This is a genomic window from Bacillus stratosphericus (assembly GCF_020524495.1).
GTDB classification, from domain to species: Bacteria; Bacillota; Bacilli; order Bacillales; family Bacillaceae; genus Bacillus; species Bacillus stratosphericus_B.
The window spans coordinates 72,352-90,837 of sequence record NZ_JAIVLB010000011.1 but is presented as its reverse complement, the minus strand read 5'-3'; the positions used below and the strand labels follow the sequence as shown (position 1 = coordinate 90,837).

The 18,486-nt window shown below is 39.6% G+C and carries 21 protein-coding genes and 1 pseudogene; 17 read left to right on the top strand and 5 right to left on the bottom strand.

Going from position 1 to position 18,486, the window contains the following annotated elements; all coding sequences use genetic code 11:
* Both LC033_RS06650 and LC033_RS06645 read left to right on the top strand, forming a co-directional pair.
* A pseudogene (locus LC033_RS06650) lies at positions 1–119 on the top strand (IS3 family transposase); the annotation flags it as partial.
* Between the two features lie 187 nt (positions 120–306).
* Positions 307–1,635, top strand: a complete 1,329-nt coding sequence (locus tag LC033_RS06645; RefSeq protein WP_226567458.1) for a Na+/H+ antiporter family protein — start codon at positions 307–309, stop codon at positions 1,633–1,635.
* A gap of 68 nt (positions 1,636–1,703) precedes the next feature.
* Here LC033_RS06645 and LC033_RS06640 read toward each other — a convergent pair whose 3' ends face one another.
* The 3 genes from LC033_RS06640 to adeR all read right to left on the bottom strand — a co-directional run bounded on the left by LC033_RS06640 (position 1,704) and on the right by adeR (position 4,894).
* Entirely contained in the window at positions 1,704–2,300 is a 597-nt protein-coding gene (locus LC033_RS06640) for a biotin transporter BioY (protein WP_226567456.1), read from the bottom strand.
* 116 nt (positions 2,301–2,416) lie between these two features.
* The gene (ald, locus tag LC033_RS06635) at positions 2,417–3,553 is read right to left on the bottom strand and encodes an alanine dehydrogenase (protein ID WP_226567455.1); all 1,137 of its coding nucleotides are present in this window, start codon (positions 3,551–3,553) and stop codon (positions 2,417–2,419) included.
* A gap of 111 nt (positions 3,554–3,664) precedes the next feature.
* Positions 3,665–4,894 carry a sporulation transcriptional activator AdeR gene (adeR, locus tag LC033_RS06630; protein ID WP_226567453.1) on the bottom strand — a complete coding sequence of 410 codons (1,230 nt, stop codon included), beginning with the start codon at positions 4,892–4,894 and terminating at the stop codon, positions 3,665–3,667.
* 292 nt (positions 4,895–5,186) lie between these two features.
* Here adeR and LC033_RS06625 point away from each other — a divergent pair, with 292 nt between their 5' ends.
* The 3 genes from LC033_RS06625 (at position 5,187) to LC033_RS06615 (ending at position 6,553) form a co-directional block, all read left to right on the top strand.
* Positions 5,187–5,369, top strand: coding sequence for a hypothetical protein (locus LC033_RS06625; RefSeq protein WP_226567452.1), 183 nt, complete (start codon positions 5,187–5,189; stop codon positions 5,367–5,369).
* Positions 5,370–5,520: 151 nt separating this feature from the next.
* On the top strand, positions 5,521–5,808 hold the full coding sequence (locus LC033_RS06620) for a Rossmann-fold NAD(P)-binding domain-containing protein (RefSeq protein WP_226567450.1): 288 nt from the start codon (positions 5,521–5,523) through the stop codon (positions 5,806–5,808).
* Between the two features lie 211 nt (positions 5,809–6,019).
* A complete protein-coding gene (locus tag LC033_RS06615; RefSeq protein ID WP_226567448.1) occupies positions 6,020–6,553 on the top strand; it encodes an HD domain-containing protein in 534 nt (177 codons plus the stop codon).
* Here the strand turns inward: LC033_RS06615 and LC033_RS06610 are convergent.
* Positions 6,550–8,040 carry an esterase/lipase family protein gene (locus LC033_RS06610; RefSeq protein WP_446680373.1) on the bottom strand — a complete coding sequence of 497 codons (1,491 nt, stop codon included), beginning with the start codon at positions 8,038–8,040 and terminating at the stop codon, positions 6,550–6,552. The two genes, LC033_RS06615 and LC033_RS06610, sit on opposite strands and share 4 nt — an antisense overlap.
* Positions 8,041–8,220: 180 nt before the next feature.
* On the opposite strand from LC033_RS06610, the gene LC033_RS06605 reads away from it, so the two are divergent.
* The 8 genes from LC033_RS06605 to LC033_RS06570 all read left to right on the top strand — a co-directional run bounded on the left by LC033_RS06605 (position 8,221) and on the right by LC033_RS06570 (position 13,209).
* Positions 8,221–8,457, top strand: a complete 237-nt coding sequence (locus LC033_RS06605; RefSeq protein WP_003213721.1) for a YuzF family protein — start codon at positions 8,221–8,223, stop codon at positions 8,455–8,457.
* 182 nt (positions 8,458–8,639) lie between these two features.
* On the top strand, positions 8,640–9,743 hold the full coding sequence (locus LC033_RS06600) for an AI-2E family transporter (RefSeq protein ID WP_226567446.1): 1,104 nt from the start codon (positions 8,640–8,642) through the stop codon (positions 9,741–9,743).
* Between the two features lie 67 nt (positions 9,744–9,810).
* A complete protein-coding gene (locus LC033_RS06595) occupies positions 9,811–10,032 on the top strand; it encodes a spore germination protein (RefSeq protein WP_226567445.1) in 222 nt (73 codons plus the stop codon).
* Positions 10,033–10,111: 79 nt separating this feature from the next.
* Positions 10,112–10,333, top strand: a complete 222-nt coding sequence (locus tag LC033_RS06590; protein WP_226567444.1) for a spore germination protein — start codon at positions 10,112–10,114, stop codon at positions 10,331–10,333.
* Positions 10,334–10,426: 93 nt separating this feature from the next.
* The gene (locus LC033_RS06585; protein WP_226567443.1) at positions 10,427–10,675 is read left to right on the top strand and encodes a YueH family protein; all 249 of its coding nucleotides are present in this window, start codon (positions 10,427–10,429) and stop codon (positions 10,673–10,675) included.
* Positions 10,676–10,702: 27 nt separating this feature from the next.
* Positions 10,703–11,110, top strand: a complete 408-nt coding sequence (locus LC033_RS06580; RefSeq protein WP_226567442.1) for a YueI family protein — start codon at positions 10,703–10,705, stop codon at positions 11,108–11,110.
* A gap of 60 nt (positions 11,111–11,170) precedes the next feature.
* Positions 11,171–11,722 carry a cysteine hydrolase family protein gene (locus tag LC033_RS06575; protein WP_226567440.1) on the top strand — a complete coding sequence of 184 codons (552 nt, stop codon included), beginning with the start codon at positions 11,171–11,173 and terminating at the stop codon, positions 11,720–11,722.
* Between the two features lie 17 nt (positions 11,723–11,739).
* A complete protein-coding gene (locus tag LC033_RS06570; RefSeq protein ID WP_226567439.1) occupies positions 11,740–13,209 on the top strand; it encodes a nicotinate phosphoribosyltransferase in 1,470 nt (489 codons plus the stop codon).
* Positions 13,210–13,879: 670 nt separating this feature from the next.
* On the opposite strand, the gene LC033_RS06565 is transcribed toward LC033_RS06570, so the two are convergent.
* Positions 13,880–14,191, bottom strand: a complete 312-nt coding sequence (locus LC033_RS06565; RefSeq protein WP_226567438.1) for a YuzC family spore coat inner layer protein — start codon at positions 14,189–14,191, stop codon at positions 13,880–13,882.
* 545 nt (positions 14,192–14,736) lie between these two features.
* On the opposite strand from LC033_RS06565, the gene degQ reads away from it, so the two are divergent.
* The 4 genes from degQ to LC033_RS06545 all read left to right on the top strand — a co-directional run bounded on the left by degQ (position 14,737) and on the right by LC033_RS06545 (position 18,476).
* On the top strand, positions 14,737–14,877 hold the full coding sequence (gene degQ / locus LC033_RS06560) for a degradation enzyme regulation protein DegQ (RefSeq protein ID WP_003213123.1): 141 nt from the start codon (positions 14,737–14,739) through the stop codon (positions 14,875–14,877).
* 151 nt (positions 14,878–15,028) lie between these two features.
* A complete protein-coding gene (locus LC033_RS06555) occupies positions 15,029–15,943 on the top strand; it encodes a polyprenyl synthetase family protein (protein ID WP_226567437.1) in 915 nt (304 codons plus the stop codon).
* Positions 15,940–16,107 carry a competence pheromone ComX gene (gene comX / locus LC033_RS06550; protein ID WP_226567436.1) on the top strand — a complete coding sequence of 56 codons (168 nt, stop codon included), beginning with the start codon at positions 15,940–15,942 and terminating at the stop codon, positions 16,105–16,107. Before LC033_RS06555 ends, comX begins: the two co-directional genes overlap by 4 nt.
* 56 nt (positions 16,108–16,163) lie before the next feature.
* Entirely contained in the window at positions 16,164–18,476 is a 2,313-nt protein-coding gene (locus LC033_RS06545; RefSeq protein ID WP_226567435.1) for an ATP-binding protein, read from the top strand.
* Positions 18,477–18,486 lie beyond the last annotated feature (10 nt).

Sequence of the window (18,486 nt, the reverse complement as noted above, 5' to 3'; positions counted from 1 at the left end):
TTGCTTTTAATATTGGTGATAAGCAGGACACAGACTTTATCTTAAACACACTTGATCAGCTCCCAGCACTGCCTAAGAACTGCGTGTTACATAGCGATCAAGGTTCTGTGTATACATCTAAACTATCGGCAATTGGCTGTATAAAGGTGTTTTGATCCCTGTCTCAAAAACGGGGGTCAGTCCCAGATGGCGGAGCTTTTTTATTGGACATACGCTATTTGACGAGAAAAATTTTCTGTGGTAACATACGTTAGTACTTTAATTATCTACTACATTAGTAAACTAAAGGATTTTGGAGGTTTCATCATGAATGCAGTTGTGATAGCAGTTGTTTTAATGTTGATATTAAGCCTGCTACGGGTCAATGTAGTCATTGCGCTAGCACTTGGCGCTTTAGCGGGTGGCCTTGTAGGCGGATTAGGTCTTGGAGGAACGGTTGAAGCCTTTACTGACGGACTCGGCGGAAATGCGACAGTTGCGATTAGTTATGCGCTCTTAGGTGCATTTGCTGCTGCGCTGACGAAAACAGGTCTTCCAGATGCCATGGTTGAAGGAGCAGTGAAGCTTCTAGGAAAAGATGGCGATTCAAGAAGAAAAACATTATCAAAAGTGCTCATCATTCTGGTTATTTTGATCGTATCGTGTTTTTCACAAAACGTCGTTCCTGTTCATATTGCTTTTATTCCAGTTTTAATCCCGCCGTTATTAAAAGTTTTTAATGAACTTCAAATTGACCGCAGACTGTTAGCATGTGTGATGACTTTTGGACTCACTGCACCATATATTTTACTTCCAGTCGGCTTTGGGCAAATCTTTCAGGGGATACTTCGCGATAACATGAAAGAGGCTGGACTGACAGTTCAATTAGCAGATATTCCATTTGCGATGCTCATTCCTGTAGGAGGCATGGTCCTCGGGCTGCTTGTTTCACTTTTTGTGTATCGCAAGCCAAAAGTATATGAGAATCGTGATATAACGGATGTAGAAAAATCAGCTTATACGAAAAAGAGCTTGTTCTTTGCTGTTCTTGCTATCCTTGTATCACTAATCGTTCAACTCTATTTATCTCAAAGCCTTGGAGTAGAAGGAATGATCTTCGGCGCACTGGCAGGACTTCTTGTCCTGTTTGTCACAGGCATGATGAAACGGGATGAAGCTGATGCGCTCGTTACCTCTGGGATGAATATGATGGCATTTATCGGTTTTGTGATGCTTGTAGCCGCTGGATTTGCCAACGTATTAACGAAAACAGGGGATATTGAAGAACTAGTCAAAGCATCTTCTCAGCTCATCGGAAACAGCCAAAGTGTAGCAGCGATTTTGATGCTATTGGTTGGTATGCTAGTGACAATGGGCATTGGATCATCGTTTGCCACTATTCCAATTATTACAACCATCTTTGTTCCGCTTTGCATGCACTTAGGCTTTAGTCCACTGGCAACTATTGCAATCATTGGTTCAGCTGCCGCTGTAGGTGATGCAGGTTCACCTGCAAGTGACAGTACCCTTGGACCGACATCTGGCCTGAATATGGATGGACAGCATCACCACATTTGGGGTACATGTGTGCCGACATTCGCCTTTTATAATGTTCCGCTTGTCCTGTTCGGCTGGCTTGCGGCGATTATCCTGTAACATGAAATGTTTTACGCTGAAAAGAAACAAAAGGCTAAAATATAGATCATTTTAGCCTTTTTTGATATTTAGGAAGCAGTTTGTTCTTTTCGAAAAGATGTGGCTTTTGAAACAGAGCGATAAATTTTAGGTGCCAGCATTGCAAGTAAAATGGTGAAAGCATAATCTTTTACCATAAACCAGATCATGAAGAACCACGTTGTTTGATAAGAAATCGGTGCATTCAGCCAAACATTTAACGCGATGTACATATAGGTTGTCCCGATCACATACATCACGGTCGTTCCAGCAATGGCTGCAAGCAAAAAGTGGCCAAAGCCAGGGTGTTTTCTTTTTTCTAGAATGAATCCGGCAAGCCAGGCAGCAGGAATGTACGATAACACAAAGCCGCCGCTTTTGCCTAAAATGACACCAAACCCTGCTGAAAATTGTGCGAATACAGGTGCTCCAGCAATCCCAACTAAGGCATATACAATCATGGCTAATGCGCCAAGCCGTCTGCCAAGCAAAAGACCAGCAAGGACACAAAAAAACGGCTGCATCGTGAGTGGAATTCCGCCGACCTGTAAAAACGGCACGATCGATGTGATATTTGCACCTATAGCCATTAGTGCGGCAAACATTCCGACTAGCACAAAGTCAGCAGTTCTTGTCTTCTTTTGCATGATGTTTCCCCCTGTCTTAACTGTACAAATAGATTAAGGGGAAGAGAAACTTTTGTCAACCTTTATTATTTTTTGGTTAACAATAAAACCCGCCCATGTAAAGGGCGGGTGGCATATTAAGCTTCTGTCATAAAAGACGTATCAATTGCTTTACTTACAGGCACGTAATCATAGCCTAGATCACGAGCGACGGCTTCATATGTGATATGTCCGTTCATGACATTGACCCCTTCTGCGATGGCGTTGTTTTCTTTGATGGCTTTTGCAGCGCCTTTATTTGCAATTTGCAGTGCGTAAGGAACGGTGACATTTGTTAAAGCAACAGTTGATGTTCTCGGAACCGCACCTGGCATATTGGCGACGGCATAATGTAAAATGCCGTGTTTTTTATAAGTGGGCTGATCATGTGTTGTGATATGGTCAACTGTTTCCACAATGCCACCTTGATCAATGGCTACATCGACAATGACGGAACCAGGCTTCATTTGTTTCACCATTTCTTCTGTCACAAGGGTTGGTGCTTTTGCCCCTGGGATAAGAACGGCGCAAATGAGAAGGTCTGCCTCACTGACTGAATCTGCAATGTTGACGGGGTTAGACATTAACGTTTTCATTTGATGACCAAACTGATCGTCAAGTTGACGCAATCGTTCCGCATTTAAATCAATGAGAGTTACATCTGCGCCAAGTCCGATAGCCATTTTCGCTGCATTTGTTCCAACAACACCGCCACCTATAATGGTCACTTTTCCCCTTGATACCCCTGGCACGCCTGCGAGCAAAATGCCTTTTCCGCCTTTTGTCTTTTCTAAAAATTGTGCACCGATTTGAGCGGCCATTCTGCCTGCCACTTCTGACATAGGTGTTAACAGGGGAAGGGATTTCCCGTCTGTTACCGTTTCATAAGCAATGGCTGTGACGCCTTTTTGTTTTAATGCTTCAGCCAAGGAGGGCTCTGCTGCGAGATGCAGGTACGTAAATAAGATGAGACCTTCTCTGAAATACGGATACTCTTCAGATAATGGTTCTTTAACCTTCATAATCATATCAGAAGATGACCACACATCTTTTGCCTGATCAAGAATCTCTGCACCAACAGATACATAATCGTCATCAGTGAATCCGCTTCCAGAACCAGCGTTTGTTTCAATTAAAATCTGGTGTCCAGCAGAAAGCAATTGAGAAGCTGCTCCTGGTGTTAATGCCACTCGGTTTTCATTGTTCTTTATCTCCTTCGGAATGCCGATGATCATATTTATTTCCTCCTATGTTTGTCTATTGATATTGTATGTATAGTGTATCCTGAAAGTTTAGAAAATTCTTCGGTTGAAACAAAAAATAAAAAAACGCCTCTTTGTGAAATTTCACAAATAGACGTTTTTTAGCTTCATATCAAGATAAATGGTCATTTTCTCATTCATGTTTTTTAAATCTATTTCTGCAATGTCTGTAATCCGCTTCAGTCTGTAATTCAAGGTGTTGATATGAATGTTTAACTGCTTTGCGGCAACATTGGCATTGCTGTCACAATCAATAAACCGTTCAAGGGTCTCGACTAGGTTAGAATGATGCCTTAGGTCGTAATCCTCCAGCTTTGATAACGAGTAACTGGAATAAGACGAGCTCTTTCGTTTTTCAGCAAGCACATCTAAATATTGATAAATGCCAAGTTCAGAAAAACTGTTTAACCGTTCCGTTTCAACAGGGAAGCGTTCTTTTGTTTTTAATACAGCAAGTGCTTCTTTATAGGAGGGCTGAATATGAGTGATATGATCATAAATTCCGCCAATGGCCGCCTGAACGTGATGGATATGATAGCGGTCAGACAGTTGCTGAAGCATGCCGCTTGTGAATTGTTTAATATCCTGAAGCGGGTGCTCCGTTTTAGGTGCGACAAGAATAATCAATTCGTGAAAATCAACAGTCGTTAATAGCACCTGCACTTGCTGCGTTGTTTCAAGCAGATAGGAAAGCTTTTTTTCCGTCTCCTCTGTGAGTTCGTCGCGAAGACGAAAGATGATAATGGCATACGTATCCGGGCATCTCATGCCAAGTCTCAAAAATAGGTCAAGCATCTCACCCTTTTCGTGAATATGACCTGTGAGCATCTTCCAAAAAAGCTCCTGATTGCGTTCTTCTGTTTTCGTTTTTCGAATTTGTAAATTGAGCAATTTGTTTTTAACGGCATGTGCGGCCATCTTGAGAAGGTCCATGTCTTCTTCTGAAAAAGGCTGCGTTGATTCAATAGCCCAGATAAATCCAAGCACCTCTTTGTCCTTCCAGATCGAAATGGAGACTCTGCTAGAAAGACCCACTTCGGCAATTTGGGGTACACGAAGCGGTTCCCCTGTTTTAAGGAGTGTAGGAATAATGCCGTCCTTCCAAAGGCGATTAATGACTTTTTCCGGTACACGGCGGGAGATAATGGTAGAAGTTCTAGCGGGATCAGTGAAATCATTGTGTGTACTATATGCTATTAATCGATGATGAGTATCTTCTATAGTAATAGGGCAATTGAGCACATCACTAATTTGATCTGCCACATCCTCTAAACGATCAAGACTATACTTAAACGGATCTATCTTTTTTGTCATAAAAAACCCCTGCTTTTTCGAATATTTCACGTACTTACATTATGAAGAGAATCAGGCTCGTAAATCAATAACAAAATGTCATAAACTTTAAAAAACAGAAAACTTTAGATCTGAGCACATTGGTTATGAATGAATACTAATAGTACAATCATAACGTAGTAAAAAATAAATTAGCGTGCGTGCACTTATTAAGAATATATGACCGAAAAACTGTTAAATACTAGATTAAGAGCGAAAAACAACTGATGGTGCCATTCAATCTGTTCAGAAATAGAGAGAAGATGCAATTCCCGTGCAATCAACTGGATTAACTCACCTTGTGAAAGCGTCTCAAGAAGAGCTGATTAAAGAGTTTGAAGCTCAATACTTGAAAGACTATAAAAATAAGATGACAGCCTTGCTGGCAAAGTTAGCGGTGAAAAGGGAAGAGCTAATGGATGCGGACAGGATACACTTCATCAGCATTATATGTTAAACCTTGTTATTCCGGTTTTTCTGAGTCATGTATTTGCCGAACAGACTCAATCATTCAAAGGGAAGAAAACGATCGTTCATCTTTCTTCTAGAGCGGCCAAAAATCCATACAAAGGATGGAGTGATACTTTAGCACAAAGGCAGGGCTTGATATGTTTATGAGGACTTTACATGAGGAACAGCAAGACGAGGCACACCCGAACACGACTTTTTCCTTTTCACCCGGCACGATTGATACAGATATGCAGGAAGAGATTAGAAAGTCATCAAAACAGGATTTCGAACAAATTGAATGTTTTCAGAAATTATATGAAACAGGCACGCTGAAGAGTCCAGATGCAGTGGCTGGTAATTGGCTCGATCTTTTAGCAGATGATCCAGCTGGTGCTCCGCTCCAGTACTCGTCCTTCCTAGACTTCAAAGGTTTTCAATCACGCTGAAAAGAAGACAAGGGGCTAAAATAAAGCTCATTTTAGCCCTTTTGTCAACAATCTAAAGCAGTTATAATGACTGCTTTTTTCGTATTGTACAAGCAAAGACAGCTTACGTGGCATAAGCTAATTTTGCAACTCATATGAAGTATGACAGAACATTTGAGTTTCTTTTCAGAATATGTTAGGATGCTTAAAATATAGATAAGGAGGGGTTTCCATGAGAAAGGTTACATTAATGGATGTTTATACCCATCCAGTCGCTCAAAAATATTTAAATCGTTCAGGAAAAGCCCATGCAATTGCTTGTGCTTATCATGCATTCAAACTGGCGATGCAAGCAGGAATTAACCCAGACCTTGCTGTGAAAGCAGCACTCTTGCATGACATTGGTCACTATGAATGGTATACAGCAGGTGGAGAATGGGATTACGAGACATATAGACGAAATGATATTCATGCGATTAAAGGTGCAGAGCGGGCACACAAGCTGCTCATACGACTCAGTGAGGAACCAAAAGCAGCCAAAGATATTGCGCTTGCGATTCTGCTTCACACAGATTCTTATTTGCCAGAGGGCGACCTGCATAAGAACACACTCCAGCAAATTGTGAAGAAAGCAGATGAAATGGATGAAGAGCCTGGCGGACACCATCACTACAGACAAATAGATGAATCATTGGCAATGAAAAAAATTGCTGAATTGGATCAGAAAGTGCAGCAGGCACTTCAGCCGATGAAACGCTCTGTTTAGTAGGGAATGTCTCCATGAATCGTTCCATGCTGATCCACATACAATGTGCGAATAACGGTTCGGTTAAACGCAGATGTTCCTGACGCAGTGAGTCCTGTGTAATGCACCGTGACCGAATAAGCACCTTCTTTGTTCAATTGAACATCTGATGAAGAACTCGTCGTTTTCAGTGGATGATCTTTTTTTGCATCTTTAAAGTAAATGGTTTCTACTTTTTTGCTTAATTGTTTGATCAGACTGCTAGAATGTGTTGATGCATCTCCTGATTTCGCTGCTGCCACTTTAATTTCTTCATTTAATGGTGAATCATAGGAAACAAGCAGTAAATAAGGAGCCTTTTTTCCTGAATTTGATCGAATCGTCCATTTTCCAGGAACGGGTTTATTGATTTGCACATGGTGTGAATATGCGCCTTCATATGGGAATGATGCTTCCGTTGTCTTAAGTTTTGTTAAGACATCTCCAGTTGGGGAGACAATTTCCAGCTTTGCTTCTTGCCTTGTATTTAACCACTGAATCGATAAGCCATTCGTTCCTTCCTCTACATAGAACTCCTCTGTTTTATCCTTTTCATTTTCCCCGCCTTTTACATAAACGTCTGTATTCAGCTCAGTAGAGGCTGGATCATGTTGTTTCGGGTCATCTTCATTTTCAGTATTTGCGATGTTTGCTAGTAGATGGTTTTTGAACACTGGGAACATGATTGTGCCGTTTTTGATCGAAAAGTGATCCCATTTTCCCGTTAAGATATTGTTTGCATACGATAACCTTGTGCTGCTGACCGTGACGGCGCCGTCGTTTGCACCAAAGCTCTTTAAGTACATGCCGCCTAAATACAATACACTGCCAAAAGTTCCCCATTCTGAACCAGAATAGGTGACATATTTATTTGGGAACGTCTCTAGCCGGTCGGTTTCACTTCGAAAAGCGGCCATGGGACCCGTTTGTAAAGAATAGAGCGCGTGGCTTTTTTGTCCAAGAATTTGCGCAAGCCAACTACCGACTTTGCTATACGCTAAATCGGCTAACGGCGTTCCGTAATGAGGAGACCCGAGTGTGATGACTTTATCTACATATGGATGGGCGTTGTAATAGACAAGTGCAGATTGTGTATCCACCCCGCCTTTACTATAACCGATTATAATGAGTTTTCTTCCGAAAATATCATAAATCTCTTTTAGCTTTTCGGCTAATAGTTTACCATTCTTTTTCATGTCCTGATCTGGATACAAATCTATGAATGCGCTTTCGTATCCATTCAGAACAGCCTGTTTTGCCATATCGTTTCGATCAAACCATGTGGAGGAGGAGCCGTTAATGCCATGAACAAAAACAAGTGGGGGTTTTGCCTCGTCTTTTTGAACCGGCTCTTCCCCTTTAAACCACTTGCCTGGTGTTCCAGGTTCATCTCCAATTGTGCCTGCATACGCATAACTTGCAGAGGATAGAAAGAGCATAACAGTAACGATACAGATTAATTTTTTCAAGATCATTCACCTCTTCAAATAATTTAAGTTGTTGGCAGCACCAATCTATTATACTTCTAAAAAAAGTAAAAACATACAATTTGTAAAAATGTAGTACTAATGTTTTAGGTTTGCCGATTGACATTCACATGGGTCATTGCATACGCTGTGGGTAAATACACAAGTAAAGGGGCAGATAGGATGGCACAACAAGGAAGTCCACAGCTTGTTTCATTAGTTGATCCATATGTTTATCAAACATTGCAGAAAGTGGTCGGTATGAGGTTGATTGTTCAAACAGTGAAAGATACAGTACGTGGAAAATTGAAGGAAGTCATGCCGGATCATATTGTGATTGAAGCGGGGGCAAAATCAGTGTTTTATGTGAGAATCCAGCAAATCGTGTCGGTGATGCCTGATCACAGTGAAAGAGTGTAAAAAGCAGATGCATTAGTATCTGCTTTTTTCATGCTTACAGAATGTATATCTGGAAAAAGTGCTTGATATACCAATTGTTCTTTATTTTTCAAAAAATATGGTTCTAAAACGATAAGCAGTTGACAGAAGGTGGGGGGAATAGTAGTTTTTAATAAGAACAATACGTAATAGGAGGAGCATATTTGTTAAAATCTAAAGTCCATTTTTGGACATTCCAAATACTACTTGTTTTACTCATTGTGTATGTATCAACAAAGGTTTCGTTTTTGTTTCGGCCGATTATTTTATTTGCGTCAACACTGTTTGTCCCCATCTTGCTGGCAGGGATTCTCTTTTTTATCTTTAATCCAATTGTGCGAATCCTGTCCAAGAAGATTCCTAGGACACTCGCCATTCTGATCATTTATCTTCTATTCATCGGACTCATCACCTTCATTGTCAATGTTGCTGGACCTGTCATTGTCATGCAGGTGGGTGGACTGGTCAAAAGCTTCCCTGGTTATGTGACGGACATGCAAAAGTTTATTAACGACTTCTCGCATTCTAAAACATTTAATTGGATGATGAACCAAGATTATGTGTCTGTCTCCAAATTTGAACAGACGATCGTTTCGACATTAAAAGATTTACCAGAAAATATTGCATCAAGTATGTCTGCTGTGTTTGGCGTGATTACGAATATTGCACTTGTAGTGATCACGGTTCCATTTATTTTATTTTATATGCTAAAAGACGGGCATAAGTTTCCGGACAAGCTTGTTCAGTTCTTGCCAATGCCTTACCGCAAGGAAGGACTGAAGATCTTCAAAGAATTAAACGACACGCTTGCTGCTTACATACAGGGGCAAATTGTTGTATGTTTATTTGTTGGAGTCGCTTGCTTTATCGGATATTTATTAATTGGTGTGAAATATGCGCTCATTCTTGGCATTATCATTGCTATTACAAACGTCATTCCGTATCTTGGGCCTTATCTTGGCGCAGCGCCGGCTGTGCTCATTGCCTTTCTTGATTCGCCTGGAAAAGCGGTTGTGACAGTGATTGTGATTCTTGTCGTCCAGCAAATTGATGGAAACGTGATTTCTCCATTAATCATTGGGAAGCGTCTCAACACACATCCATTGACTATTATCCTGCTATTAATTGGCGCAGGGAGCTTTGGCGGAATACTTGGCATGATCTTTGCTGTCCCTGTTTATGCGTTGCTCAAAGCCATTACACTAAATATTGTGAGATTGATTCAGCTTCGTCAACGTTCTCGAAAAGAACAGCATTTAAACGTTTAGGGCAGACGCACAACTTTTCCCTTTTTGCATAAGATGGCTCACATAAGCAGATAGGGAGGAAAGCAAGATGCCTGCGATTGTTGGACCCATTCATATTGAGATATTAGACGGGAACGGTGCCGCTACTTTCGGTGATGTTCTGGCCATCGCTCCTTTGGCCGTCAATCACTCTAGCGGCGGTGCAGGAGCCTTTAATTCAGGTGATTATATGTCCCTCACAAGTAATCCAAATGCCACCATGCTATGGGACTTTTCACTGTTTAACCAGCCTCAATCATTTAATGCATAGAAAAGCAGCTGATGATATGTTGGATATACACGGATTTTTGTGCTGGGCATATGATGAGGAGAGTAAAGGTGGTGGAAAGATGCCAGCGATTGTTGGGCCTATTCATATTGAGCGTGTGATTGGAAACGGTGCTGCACAATTCGGTGATGTGTTTGCCATTTCACCAAAAAGTGTCGATCGCTCTGCCGGAGGTTCAGGCACCTATAATGCAGGAGACTTTGTCCAATTCTTCAGTAGTCCAAACGTCACGTTTGTTTGGGATTCAAACCTGATTGGTCAGCAAAAGAGCTTTAATGCATAGTCAGCTTTGAAAGGGACTCCTTTTCAGAAGCTGTCTTTTTTTATGGTACAATGGATATGGAAGTAAGAAGAAAAGAGGTGTGAAAAGAGTCGAATGAAAATAAGAAAAGCACACATCACAAGCAGCCAACAAAAAACCTACAATGTATATTTACATGAAAATAAAAAAGAATATAAAACGCTTGTCGCTGTACCTGACATTGAATGGAGCATTTCCATTGCATATGAGGACGAAAAGAGGCAGCTTGAACAATCACTTGAACATTCCTTAATGGAAAGAGTGGAAACAGACGAAGCCAGTGAGCTCGCACAAAAAATTGTGCACTGGGTTACAGAAATGTAAATTCAGAAACTAGGAGTGAAAGCAGCGATGAAAGAAGAATATGTTGATTTTTATTTGCAGCAAGGGATATTTGGACACGCTGAAACAAAACCCGATGAACGAAGAATGTTTCTCGGTTCATTAAGAGAACGAGCGCTTCTGGTCCTGACAAAGGGACAGGTATCAAGAAATAAACCGTATCAAGAGATAGAGCAAGTATTGAAGGCCAATCGACAAGCTACGGTTCTTTTAAATGGTGAATTGTCCTATGCTTCTTATTCTCAATATGTCAAAATGGCCAATGATGCTGGCTGCTCTTTTAAAGTGGTGAATCATCACGAGTCACACTCTCCTTTTGGTCTTGTCATAGAGGTGCCAGATGCGATCAATCAAGAGCACATCTATATAGAAGATGAGCTGTTTCAAAAAGCTTTTTCTCGTGAATCTGTTGAATAGGTTTCCCTAGTGAAATGATTAGGCTATAATGATTCAAAAGAGCATAGGGGGGAGATGCGGATGGGCAAGGCATTGATTTGTATTGATTATACAGTTGATTTTGTTGCAGACGATGGAAAACTAACATGCGGAAAGCCTGGACAGGCGATTGAACCTAAGATCACAGAGATCACTTCTTCATTTATCGATGAAGGGCACTTTGTTGTCTTTGCGGTCGATCACCATGAAGAACAAGATCCTTATCATCCAGAGACAAAGTTATTTCCGCCCCATAATATTCGCGGGACAGAAGGAATTGAACTTTATGGAAAGTTAAGTTCACTATTTCACACGTCAAAATATGCAAAACATGTCTACTATATGGAAAAAATAAGATACTCTGCTTTTGCAGGAACTCAATTAGAAATGAAACTGCGCGAGCGTGGCATCACTGAACTTCATTTAGCCGGAGTGTGTACCGATATTTGTGTACTTCATACAGCTATTGATGCGTACAATAAAGGCTTTGAGCTTGTGATTCATCAGAATGCCGTCGCGAGTTTCAATGAAGTAGGGCACGAGTGGGCGCTTTCTCACTTTGAGCATACGCTTGGTGCGAAAGTGGTTAAGTAAGGGAAGGAGAATGGAAGTTGGAGCATCGGTTTATTGACGACAGTTTATCACTACATACAGATCTTTATCAAATTAACATGGCAGAAACGTATTGGAGAGACGGCATTCATGAGAAGAAGGCAGTCTTTGAACTCTTCTTTAGAAAGCTTCCATTTGACAATGGCTTCGCTGTATTTGCTGGTTTAGAGAAAGCGATTGAATATTTATCTGACTTTTCCTTTACCGAAAGCGATCTTGCTTATTTAAAAGATGAACTTGGTTATAAAAGCGATTTCATTGAATACTTAAGCCAGTTGTCCTTTACAGGTACACTTCATTCAATGCGGGAAGGAGAAATTGTTTTTGCCAATGAACCAATTATGCGCATCGAGACAACGCTTGTTGAAGCGCAGTTAATTGAAACGGCCTTGCTCAATATCGTGAATTTCCAAACGCTGATCGCAACAAAGGCGGCACGGATCAAGGGAATCATTGAAGATGAGACAGCATTAGAATTTGGAACAAGACGCGCACATGAAATGGATGCAGCGATGTGGGGAGCAAGAGCGGCACTGATCGGTGGATTCCAGGCAACAAGTAATGTTCGTGCAGGGAAACGCTTCAATATCCCAGTATCAGGGACACATGCCCACGCACTTGTACAAGCATATCGCGACGAATATACCGCATTTAAAAAATACGCTGAAACGCATACAGACTGTGTCTTTTTAGTGGATACGTATGATACCGTCAGATCAGGTATTCCGAATGCGATTAAAGTAGCAAAAGAATTCGGAGACAAAATCAACTTCATTGGTGTCAGACTTGATAGCGGAGATCTTGCATACTTGTCTAAAAAAGCGAGGGCAATGCTGGATGAAGCGGGATTCCATGAAGCAAAAGTCATTGCATCAAGCGATCTTGATGAACATACCATCATGAATTTAAAAGCACAAGGCGCAAAAATTGATGTGTGGGGTGTTGGAACGAAACTGATCACAGCATTTGACCAGCCAGCCCTCGGTGCAGTATATAAGCTTGTGTCTATAGAAGAAAACGGCAAAATGAACGACACCATCAAAATTTCATCCAATCCAGAGAAAGTGACAACACCAGGCCGTAAGCGTGTGTACCGCATTATTAATCAATTAAATCATCACTCTGAGGGAGACTACATTGCTCTTGAAGCGGAAGATGTACACAGTGAAGATAAGCTGAAAATGTTCCATCCCGTCCATACATTTATCAGCAAGTTTGTCACAAACTTTGTGGCAAAGGATCTTCACGTCCCAATTTTCGAACAAGGAAAGCTTGTGTATGATAATCCCGATATTCAAACGATTCAAACCTATGTGCAGGAAAGTCTCGGACTTTTCTGGGAGGAGTACAAACGAATCAGCAAACCAGAAGAATATCCAGTCGATTTGAGTCAAAAATGCTGGGATAATAAGATGCAATTCATCCATGATGTGAAAAATAAAATCAAAAAAGAGCTTTATGAAAGCTAATTGTAGTAGAGAAGGAGATCATCAAGTCAGGTGATCTTTTTTATTTTGACCGGTTCAAATGATCCATACCGCAATCATTTGATATACTACAATTGCACTGGATGATTTCTTTCTCAATGGAACAATTTTAGTGAAAGGTTGTTTGATGAAATCCTCTATTGCATTGATATTTGAAAAATTGATTTTATGAAGACAACATTGGAAGAACGAAGAGACATTTTGAATACATATAAGAAGTATCGACTTTCCTTGTAGAAAAAGTGGAAACCCGGAAAGAATATGAAGAAGCCCTAGAAGCTTTTTTTAGCGAGCCGCACGTCATTTTAGGACGACATGATCGACTATTTTTCATGCGTATCGTCAGCTTTTAAATGAGCTGGGCAAGGAAGCCGAATATTCAGACAGTGACACATTTTATTGAAAGTGAACTTTCGGTTTCATATCGATTATTCTGAATTCGGGTGGCATGAGACGTCTTGATTAAATTAAAAGTATCCGGCAGGCGATTATTCTGCTTGGATTTAATGAGATTCGGTGCCGGATCTTTATCCTTTCCTTTAAATGATGATGAATGTCAAATGGTAATTTCTGTTATGTAGAAGCGATTGAATGGTGTCATAAAATGTTTGAACCTTAAAAAAACCGCTCATGTCAGAGCGGCTTTTCTTTGTCATCCCCACTGTAAAAGCAGAAAAAGCTTGCTTGAAGTCATAGATAAATAGATGCGAATGCCTTCTGGACTAAAGCGGATATCAATATTGCTTTTCACCCCGATTTGCTTCAGCATTCTGATGACAATTGTTGTATCAGCGCGTTCAGCAGCCTCCATCATTCGCTTGGCAAACGAAAGCGAGCTGGAAATCTGTTGTGTAATAAGTGATGCGTCAGCAACGAGCCGGGCTGATTCCTTTGCGGATCTTTGAAACGAGTGGGCATCCACTGGAGGATAGGTCATAGGCGCACGTGGATATGCGCTCCGCATTGCGGGAACCTGCAAAGGAGGATAAGGAACATAGTGAAACATATGATCGCCTCTTCTCTCATAAAGTGAAATTGGACGGATATCTGTTCTAAATGTATGTAGAAAATCAGAATAAAGAATCAAAATGGTCTTTCTATCTTTGTAAATTCATCATAAAAATAGGTACTTCTGCGGTCAATTTCGGTGAATGTCGCCAAAAAATTGCGGTGTCTACTGTAGAGCCTGTCGTCTGACCTATGACATGAAAAACCAAGAGAATAAAAGGAAGCGTATGTTCTGTTGTGGGGGATCTTGACGAATGATTCCTTTTCTTGTCGTAAAAATGACGCATTTCCTTTAAAATTGAGATAAAAGTACGAGTTGAAAAGTCAGAAAATGATGAAAAAAGACCTATTGAATTTTGCGGTATCACGCACACATTTTGTGCATACTTTTCGGTGAAAAAATACTCAATTGCATTTACACTATTAGTAACAGATCAAATACTTATGACCCAATCACCATACACAAATACATTGATCTTCCAAAAAAGGAGAGTGGAATCGATGGAAAAGTATGAAATCGAAGAACTTAAACAATTATTATGGAAACTTGAAAACGAAATTAGAGAAACAACGGCCTCTCTTCATAACATTAACAAAAGCATTGATCAATACGACAAATATGAATATGTGAAAATTTCTTAAAGACTTGATAATCATCAAGTCTTTTTTTTATCCAAATACATACAAAAAAAGGATATATTATTATATAATTGTTAAATAGTGATGTCAGTGGACATTTGCTCAAGTCTTTTTAGTAAAATAAAAGACGAAAGGGTGAGGTACAAGACCGAGTATGCTAAACTATCTAGAGAATACAAAAATCAAGCAGAATATGTCTGATTTTATTCAACATGCAGTCAGGCAAAAGGATTTACAAAAGCTGCTTCTTGAATTTACAAATATAAAGAATGAATTCCCCTTTGGGCAATTGGCTTACGAGCATTATGAGGCATTTGGCGGACAAGACAAGCGAGCGATTACAAAGCTGGCAGCAGGGATTGAACTTCTCATCTTATCAGCCGATATATTAGATGATATTGAAGATCAGGATAAAGATTCTTATCCTTGGATGAACGTCAACCAAGGGGTGGCCATCAATGCGTCTACGTATTTGTATACGCTGAGTATCCAATCTATCACATCAATAGGTGAAAATGATTCTCAACTAATTGAGAAGCTGTTCCACTTCATCAAATTGTCAATGGAAGGACAACATGATGATTTGCGTCATATACATGGAACAGAAGAAGAGTGTGTAGAGGTTTTAAGGAAAAAATCAGGATCATTAACAGCTCTTTCTAGTGTACTAGGTGTTTATTTAGCGACGAGAAAAATCAACCCAACTGTGGAATCTTATTCAATATATTATGGTGTTGCTGAGCAGATCAGTAATGATTTTTTTGCGTTATTTTCGAAAACAAACGGGGATTTGCAAAAAAAACAAACACTGGCATTTAGTTTTTTAGAGAGACGTTTTAACGATGCCAGCCATGAGTTGCTTGAGTTCTTTTCAGGCAGGCTCAATGAGTTTGAGCATCAGCCGTTTCAACTGAAACAGAAATTACTTGAAGCTGGTTTGACTCAGTACATGGTATCCATGAGAGAGATTATGCTGTTAAAGATGAGGCAAGGAATTGAGCAACTTGATTTACCTAAAACAAAGAAGGAACAATTATATGCATTTATGACAAAGGAGGGAAATGATTGAATATTCAAAATATCATTGCATATCTAATAAAAAACCCAGGTGTGATTGATGAATTGATTTCTGGAAATGCAAACTTAATTCATGCTGACGCACAAACAACCGCAGCCATTATAGAGGGTGTAAAAAAAGAATACATGAGTGCAAAATACATCTGGGAGTATTAATTTGAGATTCAAACCTGTATGATGATTTAATGATTTTTCTTAAGGATGTTTTAAACATGAAGCTTACCTATACAAAATTGTCCACATTTCTTGTATTTTTGTCTTTTTTATTTGTGATCTATATTTCATATATCTATGTATTTGATATTTTTAATGGCGCACGTGTAGAAAAGAATGAAAACGGCCAAACGGAAGTTGTTGACGTTGAATATCTTTCTTTAGCTTATTCTTCGGGGTTAAAAGAAGGAGATATTATATTAAAGATAAACGGACAATCTAATTTAATTCAAGACCACATGATCAATGGTAAGCTCAGAAATGTGCAAAGAATTGATATACAAAGAGGCAACCAAATCATATCACTTAAAAATAAGACATTGATAGGTCGCGAAAGCTTATTTATCTATTTAATCCCTCTTCTACTATATTCAATATGCTTATTTTGCATCTTTTTTATTATTAAAATTAACAAAGAACCGCAACGAAAATCTGCATTTTTATTAATATTATTCTTATTATCAATTTGTATTGGGTATCTGAGTGCAGGTACTTCAGGAATTGGTGATAGATTTAGCCATTATGTTCTCTTATTGTGTTTATCAAGTGTGTCTATTTTATATATTCACTTTATCTATCAATATTTCAAGGAATTTGATGTTCACTTAACGAATCCAAAGCTCATCAAATATTTATATTTGATCCCTATTTTTAACTTTGCCGTACATAGTGGCGTTTCGGTGTCATCTGAATTCAGGAAATATGTTCCGAGTATCAGTTTGCTGTTTTTTTTCGGAACAGTTTTAGGAGCTCTTTATTTAATAGTCAGAGGTATGAAGAGATATAAAAAGACAGCACATGGCTCAGTTTTAAAATTCTTTGCCATTATGAATGTTTTGTCGTTCAGTCCATTCATTCTCTTTTTTGCTATTCCCTATGTGTTTTTTGATAAGTATTTGGTTGATCCTTTTATCCTGACATCCATTGTCTTGCTTATTCCTTTTTCACTCGTATACCAATTCATGACGAACAAACTTTACAATATGGATTTTCTGATTAGTAGACTGAGGTACTATGGTTTTCTAGCGATCACACCGACTATTTTTGTTGTCGTCACGTTTTACATTTTGCAGAAACCAGAAGATTTGAAGTACACTTTGAAGCTCGCCTTAATTACTTATACACTCATGCTTGCGGTCTTTTATTTCAAAGAAATTCTAGATTTCCGCTTCCGGCTGAAACGATTTTCTGAGAAGCATAATTATCAGGATAGTGTGTTTAAATTTACGCAGCTCATTCGTGAAGCATCATCTCTTCATCAAGTACTGTATCATTTGAAATATACGATATTAGAAGTGCTCATTGTCAATAAAGCCTTTGTGCTTGAAGTGAAGGAAGATGGACAAATTGAAGAGATTGATGAGTCGACAGATGACAGCAAACTATGGAAAGAGTATGTCAATCAATTTCAAGACATTTTAGGTGAAGTAGGGAAAATCATCGAGCTTAATAAAGGGTTTATGATGAAAATTGGCGAGCGGGGCGGTCACTCGTTTGTGATTTGCTGTTTATCAAATTTAAAGACACCGAAGCTAACGCGCGATGACATTTCTTGGCTAAAAACATTGGCATTTTATACAAGTGTCAGTTTAGAGAATGTCGTCAAGATCGAAGAATTGATGGAGCATCTTGAAGATTTGAAACAGCGTGAAGCGAATCCCGCTTGGCTGAAAAAAGTTATGTTTGCGATGGAAGAAAAGCAGCGCTCAGATTTAGCCAGGGATCTTCATGATTCCGTGCTACAGGATTTGATTTCACTAAAAAGACAGTCAGAAATGTTTTTAACGAATTTCCAAAACGATCAATGCTCAACCTCTATTGAACATTCGCTGATTGCATGGAATGAACAAATGTCTAAAGTGATTCAAACGACGAGAGAAACATGTCATGAACTTCGGCCGCAGTTGCTTTATGATTTAGGCCTAGTGAAGGGGATATCGAAGCTGACTTCTCTAATCCAAGAGGAAGCTCCGTTTCATATCAGGCTGAATACGACCCGCTTTGATAAAGAGCTGGACATTGATATTGACTCACAGCTTAATATTTACCGCATTGTGCAGGAGCTGTTATCCAATGCATTGAAACACTCTAAGGCCAACCAAGTCTTAGTGATGCTGATTTGTATTAAAGATCAGGTTGTTCTCCACTATGAGGACGACGGAGTAGGTTTTGACGCAAGCCAACTTGATCAGTACACAATAAGCATGGGTCTATCGGGAATAAGGGAACGAGTCAAGGCGTTAAATGGAAAGCTTCAAATTCATACAGCCCCAGAAAAAGGGCTCAAGGTGAAAATTGAATTGGAATTGTAACGACTTATTA

What these genes read in the sequence shown, in the direction of transcription:
- LC033_RS06645 (WP_226567458.1), top strand. Translation starts at nt 307, where the DNA reads ATGAATGCAGTTGTGATAGCAGTTGTTTTAATGTTGATATTAAGCCTG.
- LC033_RS06640 (WP_226567456.1), bottom strand. Translation starts at nt 2,300, where the DNA reads ATGCAAAAGAAGACAAGAACTGCTGACTTTGTGCTAGTCGGAATGTTT.
- ald (WP_226567455.1), bottom strand. Translation starts at nt 3,553, where the DNA reads ATGATCATCGGCATTCCGAAGGAGATAAAGAACAATGAAAACCGAGTG.
- adeR (WP_226567453.1), bottom strand. Translation starts at nt 4,894, where the DNA reads ATGACAAAAAAGATAGATCCGTTTAAGTATAGTCTTGATCGTTTAGAG.
- LC033_RS06620 (WP_226567450.1), top strand. Translation starts at nt 5,521, where the DNA reads ATGTTTATGAGGACTTTACATGAGGAACAGCAAGACGAGGCACACCCG.
- LC033_RS06615 (WP_226567448.1), top strand. Translation starts at nt 6,020, where the DNA reads ATGAGAAAGGTTACATTAATGGATGTTTATACCCATCCAGTCGCTCAA.
- LC033_RS06605 (WP_003213721.1), top strand. Translation starts at nt 8,221, where the DNA reads ATGGCACAACAAGGAAGTCCACAGCTTGTTTCATTAGTTGATCCATAT.
- LC033_RS06595 (WP_226567445.1), top strand. Translation starts at nt 9,811, where the DNA reads ATGCCTGCGATTGTTGGACCCATTCATATTGAGATATTAGACGGGAAC.
- LC033_RS06590 (WP_226567444.1), top strand. Translation starts at nt 10,112, where the DNA reads ATGCCAGCGATTGTTGGGCCTATTCATATTGAGCGTGTGATTGGAAAC.
- LC033_RS06585 (WP_226567443.1), top strand. Translation starts at nt 10,427, where the DNA reads ATGAAAATAAGAAAAGCACACATCACAAGCAGCCAACAAAAAACCTAC.
- LC033_RS06580 (WP_226567442.1), top strand. Translation starts at nt 10,703, where the DNA reads ATGAAAGAAGAATATGTTGATTTTTATTTGCAGCAAGGGATATTTGGA.
- LC033_RS06575 (WP_226567440.1), top strand. Translation starts at nt 11,171, where the DNA reads ATGGGCAAGGCATTGATTTGTATTGATTATACAGTTGATTTTGTTGCA.
- LC033_RS06565 (WP_226567438.1), bottom strand. Translation starts at nt 14,191, where the DNA reads ATGCGGAGCGCATATCCACGTGCGCCTATGACCTATCCTCCAGTGGAT.
- degQ (WP_003213123.1), top strand. Translation starts at nt 14,737, where the DNA reads ATGGAAAAGTATGAAATCGAAGAACTTAAACAATTATTATGGAAACTT.
- LC033_RS06555 (WP_226567437.1), top strand. Translation starts at nt 15,029, where the DNA reads ATGCTAAACTATCTAGAGAATACAAAAATCAAGCAGAATATGTCTGAT.
- LC033_RS06545 (WP_226567435.1), top strand. Translation starts at nt 16,164, where the DNA reads ATGAAGCTTACCTATACAAAATTGTCCACATTTCTTGTATTTTTGTCT.